This window comes from Candidatus Hydrogenedentota bacterium (assembly GCA_035450225.1).
Taxonomy (GTDB): Bacteria; Hydrogenedentota; Hydrogenedentia; order Hydrogenedentales; family SLHB01; genus DSVR01.
In genome coordinates, this window is the sequence record DAOTMJ010000038.1 from 29,047 (window position 1) to 39,641 (window position 10,595).

Consider the following 10,595-nt stretch of genomic DNA (forward strand, 5'->3'; position numbering starts at 1 on the left):
CGCTTCCGGTACACTATCATCCTTGGGCCATGCGGAAAAACGAAGGGCGGGGTTATGCCGGAATTGGATGCGGATGGGCATCTGGCCGAACGTGAACTGGCGCGGGAAGGGCTGTTCGATGCGCAGTTGACGTTCTCGGTGCCGTTTGTCGAGGCGCCGTCGCCGTTGACGGCTATCGTCAAACGCGACGGGACGCGGGCGCCGTTCGACAAACGGAAGATCGCCGGCGCCATCTTCCGCGCCGCGGAATCCATCGGCGGCACGGACCGCGGCCGCGCCGACAGTCTCGCCTCGGCCGTGGCGCTGTACCTCGCCAAGACCCTGCAGGGAAACATCCCCAACGTGGAGCAGGTGGACGATGCCGTGGAACGGGTCCTGGTCGAAATGGGACACGTCCGCACGGCGTTGGCGTACGCCAAATGCCGGGAACGCCGCGCGCGGGAACGAAGCCTGCGCAACGGCGACATGCAGGCGCTGCTCCGGGAACTCGACGAGGCGCGGCGCATGCGCGCCCGAAGCGAACTGGGCCATGTGCCGCCGCTGCTCGTCCGAACCAGCGACGAAACCCTGGCCTCATGGGATCGCGCGCGAATCGTGGAAGCGCTTGTGCGTGAAACCGGCCTTGAGGCGGAACGCGCCGGGGCTATCGCGCTGGAAGTCGAACGGCAGATTATGGACGCCGGGGTACGCACTCTGACGGCGCCGCTCATTCGTGAACTCGTCGGCGCAAAACTCATTGAGCACGGACTCGAACCCGAACACCGCCGCCACCGCCGGCTCGGCGTTCCGTTATACGATACCGAGCGCATCATGTGCGGCCCCAGTCCCGAAGGCGTTCCCCTTTCCCCAAGCATCACGAGCCAGACCCTCGCCGAGGCGGTCAAACGCGAATTTGCGCTTTCGGAAGTTTTTTCACCCGAAAGCGCCGAGGCGCACGCGCGGGGCGAATTGCACCTGCACGATCTCAGCGGCATTGACCGCCTGCATGCCGTCCGCCGTTCGCTGCGCCCGATTGTCCTGCACGGCGTCGGCACGCCCGATTCGCGCCTGTTTTCCCAGCCGCCCAAGTATCCCCATACCCTCCTCGCGCAAATGGTCCATGCCACGGCCATTCTGCGCGAACACGTGGCCGGGCCCGTCGCATGGGACGCGATCAACCTGTATTTCGCGCCGTTCCTCGACGGATTCGATCAAAAAGAACTGCGCCAGATCGCCCAGATGCTTGTCTACGAATACGCCTATCGCGCCGTCGGACAGGACACCCTGCCGGTCACACGGATCGGGCTGCGATACAGCGTGCCGGAATCCCTGCTGGGCGAGGAAGCCATCGGCGCCGGCGGCCAGCCCACGGGTATTGCGTATGGCGGCTATGCCTCCATTGCGCGCGAACTGGCCGGTATGATTTACGACGTGCTGCGGGAAGGGCGCAACCGGGGAACGCCGTTTTCCGCGCCCGCGCCCGAACTCGCCGTGACGGATGGATGTTTCGAGGACCGGCATTACACGGACTTTCTCGCCAACGCCGCGTCGGCCTCATCGGCCGCGAATCCCCTGGCGCTGGCGTTCGGGCGCGACGATCCGGAAATCAACGCCGTTGCCCATCGCATCACGCTGAATCTGCCCCGCGCCGCATACGTCTCCGGCGGACTCGACGCGTTTTTTCCCGCGTTGGATCGTCTGATCGAACGCGCCGTATGCGCGCATGATCAGAAGCGCCGTTTCCTCGACCGCCTGCTGGCCATGAAAGGTTTCGGACCGCTCGCCTTTCTTGCGTCGAGGCGCGGCGGCGAACCCTGCGTGGACATCGAACGCGCCGTTTTTTTCATTGCCGTGACGGGACTCAACGAATGCGTGCAATTCCTGTGTGGACACGAAATGCACGAAACAGAACCGGCTGCGGCCCTGGCGGAACAAATCGCCGCCCACGCCGCCGCGCGATGCGCCGAATGGAGCGGGCGCATCGGATTTCAATGCGTGCCCGCCGCCACATGCGATGCGGCGGTCAATCATCGCATGGCCGTGATTGACCTGCAGGAAATGCCGGAAGCCGCGCGGCGCGTCGTCAAAACCGATCCGTTGACCCATGACCTGCAATATACCCCCGGCGCCTCCGCGAACCTTTCGGCCAACCTCTCCCCGATAGCGCGGATTTCCCTCGAAAGCCGGTTCCACCCGTCCCTGTACGGCGATATCGCCACGCATGTGTGCGTCAGCGAGGAACAACCGCTCGTCCGTCTGGCTTCATGGACGCTCAGGGAAACGAATTGCCGCCGCCTTACCGTGGCGGTGCAGAACGCCTGAGCGCCTCGCCGACTCCCCAAAAGCGTTCCATCAAGCGGGCGGTTCTTTCCTTGAGCGCGGCGAGCGCCCCGGCCGCATGGGCGTCGCCCGCCAGATGCCGCCGCATCAGCCGGCCTTCTTCCCGGCACAACTCGTCGTGCTGCGGGAAGACCTCGCGCATGAGGAACAACGCGTATTTCACAAGCCGGAACGGACCGAACGCGCGCGGCGTCTCGTTCGGCAGGGCCTCGACGGCCACGGAGTACAATGCCTTGACGCCCGCGACAATCCCTTCGAGATCGCACGAACGGGCGAACACAATCGAATAGTACCATCCGAAGGCCTCGCCGCGTTCCGCGCCGTGCGCGTCGCTCGCACCCACAATGGGAATGGCGCGGCCCTTGGCGCGTTCCTCATGATATCGCGCGACCTGCAGCGTGTTCGAGTCTATTTCGTGCAGGAGATAGCCGCCGATCAGTTCGAGCGCATCGAATGGCTGCGTGTCGAACAGGTGGGTCGTCAACGCGCCGGCCGGACTGTACCGGTGTGCCGTGAACCAGTACGGATGACAGAAAATGCCGAGTCCGCCCGCCTCGCGAATCTTGTCGAAGCACCACACGCTCGACGCGTACAGGTACGGGTCCACGCCCGGCGGCAGCGCGCCCGCGCGATCCGCGAGGGCCTGGACTTCCGCCCGGTACCGCGGATCGTCCGCAAACAAATCATTGATGCTGAAGCGTCCTCCAAAATTCACGATGTGGACGTGGCTGCCCGGCGGGTGAACCTCTTCCCCCGGAAAAATGCGCAGGGCGATGTCCACGCCATTGAAGGCGCGCTGCGCCTCGAGGGACGGCGCATAACGGCGATGATCCGTGATGGCCATGAAATCGAGGCCGATGCCGCGGCACGAGGCGGCGACGTATCCGGGCGATTCCATGCCGTCCGATCGGAACGTGTGCTGGTGGAAATCGCCCTTGAGGGGCAGGCGCCGGAACAGGTCCGGTTCGACCGAATACACGCGAAAATCGCCGAGGATTCGGCGGCCCTTTTCCGTGACTTCCTCCAAAAGGAGCACATGCTCCTGCTCGGCCTCGAAAAACAGGCGGACCCGAAGTATTCCGTCGGCGATATCGAAGGGAACACGCGGACAATCGAGCCGCCAGCCGCTTCGGACGGAAAATTCCTCGACCGGGTAGTAACTCAATTCGTATGTTTTTTCGGCGTCGAATCGCACATGGTCGTACAACGGGGTTATCGCCACCGTCGTCTCGCAATCGGCGGGCACAATCTTCGGCAGGACATCGAAGTAGCGGTTTTCCTTTTTCATGCGCGGACGATCGAAAAATTGACGCGGACATCGGGATGCAGGCTTTGCTTCACGGGGCACGTGGCGCCGGCCTGTTCCAGCCGTTTCAGGGCCTCGTCCGAAACCGACAAGCCCGCGGGAAGCGTCACCGTCGCCGTAATCGCGCCGATGCGTCGGACCGGATCGGCCACCATGTCTTTCACGACATGCACGCGCGTGCCCTCGAGGGCGATGCCCATTTGTTTCGCCGCGATGCCCATAATCGTCAGAATACAGGCGCCCAGCGCCGCCGACACCAAATCCGTCGGGCTGAACGCCGCGCCCTTGCCGCCGTTGTCCACCGGCGCATCGGTGGCAATCGTCTGTCCCGACGGTCCGTGCGTCGCCTCGCAACGCAAATCGCCCAGATATTCAATGTCCATGTCTACGGCCATGCTTCCGCTCCTTGGCTTGCGATGCCATCCTGTGTCTTGATACGGTGCGGGCAAGCATATAGTCTTCAACCCTATCGGCTCAAGGAAACCATCATGGAAGTCGTCATTCGCGGCACGGCGGAAGCGGCGGCGGAACTGACCGCGGCGATCATCGCGCGGGAAATCGCGGCCAACCCGCATCTGGTGCTTGGACTCGCCACGGGCCGCACCATGGAGGCGGTGTACCGCATCCTGGTGCGAAAACATCGGGAAGAGGGACTCGATTTCGCCGGGGTCACCACCTTCAATCTCGACGAGTACGTCGGCGTGCCGGGCGATCATCCCGCCTCGTATCGTCATTATATGAACGAGCATCTGTTCCGGCACGTGAACATAGATCCGGCGCGCACCTTCCTGCCCAACGGCATGGCCGCCGACATCCCCACCGAATGCCGGCAATACGAGTCGCGCATTCGCAATCGCGGCGGCATCGGCCTCCAGTTGCTCGGCATCGGGCGAAGCGGGCATATCGGATTCAACGAACCGCTGTCCGCCTTGCGATCGCGCACCCGCGAAAAACCGCTCACGCCGAAAACCATCGAGCAGAACAGCCCGATGTTCGGCGGGCCGGAGCACATGCCGCGCTGGGCCATCACGATGGGCGTGGGAACCATTCTCGATTCGCAGCAGTGCCTGTTGCTCGCGACCGGCGAAGAAAAGGCCGAGATCATCGCCAAGGCCGTCGAAGGCCCCATCACGTCCATGATTTCCGCCACGGCCCTCCAACTGCACCCGCATTGCACGGTGATCGTGGACGAAGCCGCCGCCGCGAAACTCGAACAGGCCGATTATTATCGCTGGGTCTTCGAAAACGAGCGGCACTGGGACGGACTGCGATGACCGGATCGCAAGGGAACGCGCTGGCCGGAACCACCGCCGTTTCCCCCGAACAGACTGAAAATCGGCGCCGAATGGTTCCGGCCAACAAGGATGGAACGCGCAAGAATTGTTTGGGCGCATGCCGCCGCGTGGACCGAATATGCCGGGACGAAATGTTTTATGCTACCATTTCCGCCATGACAAGCACGGATCCCGGTTGGTTGGAGCCGGTCGTTGCGGCGTATCGCCGCGCAATGGAGTGGACATGAGCACGATATGTGTTGTGTTGCCGGACGGGTCGAAGGTTGACTTGCCGGAAGGAAGCACCGCCTTGAACCTGGCGGAGAAGATAGGTCCCCGGTTGGCCAAAGAGGCGCTGGCCGCCCAAATTGACGGGGAAACGCGGGACTTGGCCACGCCGTTGCACGACGGCGCGCGTGTATCCATTCTGACGTTCGATTCGGAAGAAGGCAAGACGGTCTTCCGGCACAGCGCGTCGCACGTCATGGCCTCTGCCATTCAACGGTTGCGCCCGGAGGTGAAACTGGCCATCGGACCGTCCATCGAGGACGGTTTTTATTACGACATAGACTTGGCAACCCCGTTCACGGAGGCGGATTTCGCGGCCATCGAAGCCGAGATGGCAAAAGTCGTCAAGGAAGATCAGCCGTTTGTTCGCAAGGAAATGTCGAAGGCGGACGCGCTGGCTTATTTCAAGCAGCGAGGCGACACGTACAAAGTGGAATTGCTTGAAGGGCTTGAAGACGGAACGATAACCTTCTACGAAAACGGCGGGTTCATCGATCTGTGCCGCGGACCGCATGTTCCTTCGACAGGCCGGATCAAGGCCTTCAAACTCATGAGCGTCGCGGGGGCGTATTGGCGCGGGGATTCGTCGCGTCCGATGCTCCAGCGGATTTACGGCACGGCGTTCACAAAGAAGAGCGATCTCGACGAACACCTCAAGCGCATCGAGGAGGCCGAAAAACGCGATCACCGCAAACTCGGCAAACAACTCGATCTGTTCAGTTTTCACGAGCAAGGCCCCGGCTTTCCGTTCTTCCATCCGAAGGGCATGATTGTGATGAACGAACTGCTCGCGTTCTGGCGCGAGGAGCATCGCAAGCGCGGATACGGCGAACTGCGCACGCCGCTTATCCTCGACCGCAGCCTGTGGGAACAGTCCGGGCATTGGGACCACTACAAGGAGAACATGTACTTCACGCAAATTGACGAGCGGGATTTCGCCGTGAAGCCGATGAATTGCCCCGGCGGAATGCTCGTCTACAAAAGCCGCATGCGCAGTTACCGCGACCTGCCCTTGCGATGGGCGGAACTCGGCACTGTCCACCGCCACGAAAAATCCGGCGTGTTGCACGGTCTGACGCGCGTGCGGATGTTCACGCAGGACGACGCCCATATCTTCATGACCGAGGACCAGATCCAGGACGAGGTGATCGGGATTATTGATTTCGTTGATTACGTCTACGGCATCTTCGGCCTTGAATACAGTATCGAATTGAGCACGCGCCCGGAAAATTCGATCGGTACCGACGCAATGTGGAATGTTGCGACCGACAGTCTCCGCAAGGCCCTCGAAGCCAAGGGATTGCCCTTCAAGATCAATGAGGGCGATGGCGCGTTCTACGGTCCCAAAATTGACTTCCACGTCCGCGACAGTCTCAAGCGATCCTGGCAATGCGCGACGATCCAGCTCGATTTCGCGATGCCGGAGAAATTCGCCCTCGAATACATCGGTTCGGACGGCGCGGCCCACCGGCCGGTCATGGTCCACCGCGTCATCTACGGCGCTATCGAGCGGTTCTTGGGCATTCTGATCGAACATTTCGCGGGCGCGTTTCCCGTGTGGCTGGCGCCCGTGCAAGCCATGGTGATTCCCGTGGCGGACGGGCTGAATGACTATGCGCGCGAGGCCGCGGGACGTTTGTGCGAGGCCGGCATTCGCGCCGAGGCGGATTTGAGTTCCGAAACCATGAAGTACAAGATCCGCGACGCCCAAACGATGCAAATCCCCTACATGCTCGTCGTCGGCGATCGCGAACGCGGATCGGGCGGTGTTTCCGTGCGCCATCGCCGGCAGGGCGACCTCGGCGGAATGGGCCTCGACCGTTTCATTGACCGAATCAAGGGCGAGATTGCGTCCAAGACGCGGGATTGACCTGCGTTTCAGTTTGTTGGATCACAATATCCGCGCGCCGCGCATGGATTTTGCGAACCAAGAAATCGTACTCTTGACAGTAACCGTGCGATTGGGCTGAATTGGAAGGAGGGACGGATCATGCTGGGCGGTGTGGCATCGGGTTGCATCAATCACTCGGCGGTGGAGGCGGTGGCGCGCTGCAAGCAATGCGGCAAGCCCGTCTGCGGGCAATGTGTCGTAAAGGGACCCACGGGAAGTTTTTGCAGCGAAGAGTGCCGGCAAAAGAACGAACTTTTCACGAAAAAGGCCCAGGACCTCGAAAAGAAGGGGAAATTGGGACCCGGCGCGGCCTCCGGCAGCGGTTCCATCATCGGAAAACTGGTGGCCTTGATCGTTTTTCTGGTGATAGTGGCGCTGGCGTCGGCCTATCTGAACATTCCCGTTATAGGTCCGATCGTCCGCCAATGGCTGCCGTTTTTGCCGGCGCTGTGACCGGCGCATCGGGATGACAGGACCGGGAGTTTTATTTCATGGAATGGGTGCCCGGGCGGATCCCCGTGCTGGAATGTCTGCGCGCCGGAAAGCGCAAGGCGCACCGGCTCAAGCTGGCGAAAGAAGCCGCAGGGCTTGAAGCGATCCGGGCGTTGGCCGCCGGAATCCCCGTCGAAACATGCCCGCGCGCGGAACTGGACCGCATTTTGCCGGACTCCGTCCATCAGGGTGTGCTGCTTCAGGCCGATCCGCTGCCGATCTGGCGCGCGGAAACATGGATTGAGCGGCCCGTGCCGTCCGACGCGATTCTCGTGGCCCTTGACGGCGTGGTCGATCCACGGAACTTCGGGGCCATCGTTCGATCCGCGGCGGCCTGCGGCGCGTGCGGCGTCCTGTTTGCCAAGGATCGCTCGGCCCCTGTTTCGCCGGTGGCCGTCAAAAGCGCGGCAGGCGGCATGGAGCATCTGGACCTCGTTGAAGCCGCCAATCTTGTCCGGGCGTTGGACTTGCTTAAAAAAGCGGGGTGGTGGGCCGCCGTGCTTGAATCGGATGCGCCCACCCCAATATGGAAAGCCGATCTTACCGGACGGATCGTGCTTATCATCGGCGGTGAAGGCAAAGGCGTTCGCCGGCTGGTCAGGCAACAGGCCGATTTTCAACTGCGCATCCCGTTGCCCGGCAAAATCGGCAACCTCAATGCCTCGGTCAGCGCGGGGATCGCCCTTGCGGAATGCCTGCGGCAACGAGTAATTCACACAGCCGATACCCGAATTTGATGGATTCCCTTTTGGATTGATTCCATAAACTCGAATTTCCAGATAGTCGGGAAAAAGCCGAGCCTTTTTTTCAACGGATTTCCACAAGTTATCCACAAGGATGTGAAGAACCATGTTTTCACAAGTTGAATTTCGGCAAAAGGATATATCTCATTGAATGACAATGATTTAAGGAAATTCTTTTTTGGCCGAAAATGTCAATAAATATCTGATAGGCAAGGCTAAGACACTATTCTTTCAACAAGGTGTAAACCCAACCGTTCAGACCATCTACGTTGCATGGGCCGAAAAACGCATCGGAATGACGTTTTTCCCCTCGCCGGTTGAAAAACAGGGGCCCAAACAGCAGACGCCACCGTTTTTCAGCGTGGTAGGAGCAGCAAGCGGTCCAGTTTCGGATCGGCCGGCATGCCGAGCGCGAGCGCTTTTTCATAAAGGGGACGCGCCGTGGCGGCGTCCTTTTTCTGCACGGCGTTCCACCACGCCAAGTTGAACCAAGCCGGCCCGAAATCGGGATGACTTTTCGTTAATTCGGCGCAGATTGCCATGGCATCGTCAATCTGTTTGTTGCGCGCGAGATTCACCGCCCGCGCATTGCGGGGTTCGGGCCATGCAGGATTCAGGGAGATGGCGCGGCGGAAATGTTCATCGGCTTCGGTGAAACGTTTCCGTCCCATCGAGACCAGCCCAAGTTGATACTCGCCTTTCGCCTCCGTAGCCAGCCCCAGGCCGCACAGCAGGGCGGAGACCGCGCCATCCACCGCGTCCTCGAACCGAGCGCGAATCGTCGCGCCGCCGTCGCCGGTCCACCGGGCCACGGCGTCCTTTTCAACCGTCAGGCGGGGATGGGCGAGATTGGCGCCCATCTGTTTGGTGGGATCCTTGATTGTCGTGTTCGCGAGAACCGGGTCCGCGGATACCACGAACACGCCGGACCAAAGGGCTCGGCGATCGGCCAGCCGCGTCAGGCGTCCCTCGATCCTTGCGACCAGCAGCCCCTCATAACCGAAAATGCCGTAGGTCATTTTCAGATCAAGCAGGACGTCGTGCCCGCTTCGGGCAAGGCCCTGGAAACGGGCTTGCTGCGCCTCGCGATCGTCCTTGAAGCCGGCCGTGGTGGTCAGCGGGGACACGCGCGCCAAGCCCTGCGGCAATGCCTGCGAAAGCCTCGACGTCAGCGCCTCCTCGAACGTCTTGCCCGCATCGTAATCCCCCAGCGCCGCGCGCACGGCTTTCAGGTGTTTTTCGTTGACCATGGCGTCAATGCCCGCGCCGAGCAGCATGGCGCTGGAACTGAACAGTTGCACAGTCTGCCGAACCGGCGAGACGGACACGATCATTTCCCGCTGGGATGCCCTCAGCGACCATGCGGGCGAGACGGCTTCGCGAAGGCATGACGGCGAACGATCCGCCGCCTGGGAGGGGGGCGCGGCCAGAACCGCCAGCAGGCAAAAAGCCCATATCGAAATAGATTTTGTCATTCGCGATTTCTCCCTGTGCGGTGATTGCGGAACAATCGCCGTTTATGCGCTAAAGTTGTGCCGCATGACTGCCGATAATAGCAGCAGCGACGGTTGAAATTCATGTGGGATAGACACGGACGCGCTTCCGGGCGCGGCCAAGGGAGGGATAGGTCATGTTGGGTACGGTTGCAGACGTATCACGGCCGGCAGGCGTTTTGACGGAAAACCGGCCACAGCCGCGCATCATTCCGCGCGAACTGAAAGTTGAATCGCGAAAAGATCTCCTGACGCTGGGTAAAGGCGATCCGATCAGTCCGGATCAGGCCATGAACGTGGTCGTGGAACGGGCACTGGATCGGCTGCGCGCCGTGGTGGACGATGCGCGCACGGCCCTCGGCCTCCCCGACAATGCGCCTCTTGACACGTCGCCGGAAGCAACCGGCAACCGCATCGCGGATTTCGCCCTCGGCGCTTTCGGAAAATGGCGGGAACGCCACAAGGATCTGGCGGACGACGAGGCCCGCACGCAGTTCGTGGATTTTATCGGGGCCGCCGTCCAGCAAGGCATCGCGGAAGCGCGCAACATCCTCGGATCGCTAAACGCCCTGAATCCGGAGGTCAACGCCAACATTGACAAAACGTGGGACGTTGTACAGCAACGTTTCAACAAGTTTCTGGCGAACGAATCGTAAACCGCCATTCCTGCTCGTGGTCTTCCCACCTGCATTCCCACAAGCCGCCCCGCACTGACCCCTGCGGGGCGGCCCCTCGTTGTGTGCCAAGCATGGCGCGAATCTAAGGGGCGAAAGTCCCCTGCAAGCCCTG

9 protein-coding genes are annotated in these 10,595 nt (G+C 61.4%); 6 read left to right on the forward strand and 3 right to left on the reverse strand.

What is annotated here, in order from left to right:
* The first annotated feature begins 54 nt into the window (after positions 1-54).
* Positions 55-2,301, forward strand: a complete 2,247-nt coding sequence (nrdD, locus tag P5540_16135) for an anaerobic ribonucleoside-triphosphate reductase (GenBank protein HRT66346.1) — start codon at positions 55-57, stop codon at positions 2,299-2,301.
* Here nrdD and P5540_16140 read toward each other — a convergent pair.
* Positions 2,276-3,607, reverse strand: a complete 1,332-nt coding sequence (locus P5540_16140; protein HRT66347.1) for a hypothetical protein — start codon at positions 3,605-3,607, stop codon at positions 2,276-2,278. The genes nrdD and P5540_16140 overlap by 26 nt on opposite strands.
* The gene (locus tag P5540_16145; protein HRT66348.1) at positions 3,604-4,020 is read right to left on the reverse strand and encodes an OsmC family protein; all 417 of its coding nucleotides are present in this window, start codon (positions 4,018-4,020) and stop codon (positions 3,604-3,606) included. Before P5540_16145 ends, P5540_16140 begins: the two co-directional genes overlap by 4 nt.
* 93 nt (positions 4,021-4,113) lie before the next feature.
* Here P5540_16145 and nagB point away from each other — a divergent pair, with 93 nt between their 5' ends.
* From nagB to rlmB, 4 genes are all read left to right on the forward strand, one after another.
* Positions 4,114-4,899, forward strand: a complete 786-nt coding sequence (gene nagB, locus P5540_16150) for a glucosamine-6-phosphate deaminase (GenBank protein ID HRT66349.1) — start codon at positions 4,114-4,116, stop codon at positions 4,897-4,899.
* Positions 4,900-5,143: 244 nt separating this feature from the next.
* Complete coding sequence (gene thrS / locus P5540_16155; protein ID HRT66350.1) at positions 5,144-7,057, forward strand: threonine--tRNA ligase; 1,914 nt, start codon at positions 5,144-5,146, stop codon at positions 7,055-7,057.
* 120 nt (positions 7,058-7,177) lie between these two features.
* Positions 7,178-7,531 (forward strand): B-box zinc finger protein, encoded by a 354-nt coding sequence (locus P5540_16160; protein HRT66351.1) that lies wholly within the window; start codon positions 7,178-7,180, stop codon positions 7,529-7,531.
* Between the two features lie 38 nt (positions 7,532-7,569).
* Positions 7,570-8,307: a 23S rRNA (guanosine(2251)-2'-O)-methyltransferase RlmB gene (gene rlmB, locus P5540_16165; GenBank protein ID HRT66352.1), complete on the forward strand. Its 738-nt coding sequence runs from the start codon at positions 7,570-7,572 to the stop codon at positions 8,305-8,307.
* Positions 8,308-8,669: 362 nt separating this feature from the next.
* Here rlmB and P5540_16170 read toward each other — a convergent pair whose 3' ends face one another.
* Positions 8,670-9,788, reverse strand: coding sequence for a hypothetical protein (locus P5540_16170; protein ID HRT66353.1), 1,119 nt, complete (start codon positions 9,786-9,788; stop codon positions 8,670-8,672).
* 155 nt (positions 9,789-9,943) lie between these two features.
* Here P5540_16170 and P5540_16175 point away from each other — a divergent pair, with 155 nt between their 5' ends.
* Positions 9,944-10,462, forward strand: a complete 519-nt coding sequence (locus P5540_16175) for a DUF5610 domain-containing protein (protein ID HRT66354.1) — start codon at positions 9,944-9,946, stop codon at positions 10,460-10,462.
* Positions 10,463-10,595: the final 133 nt, after the last annotated feature.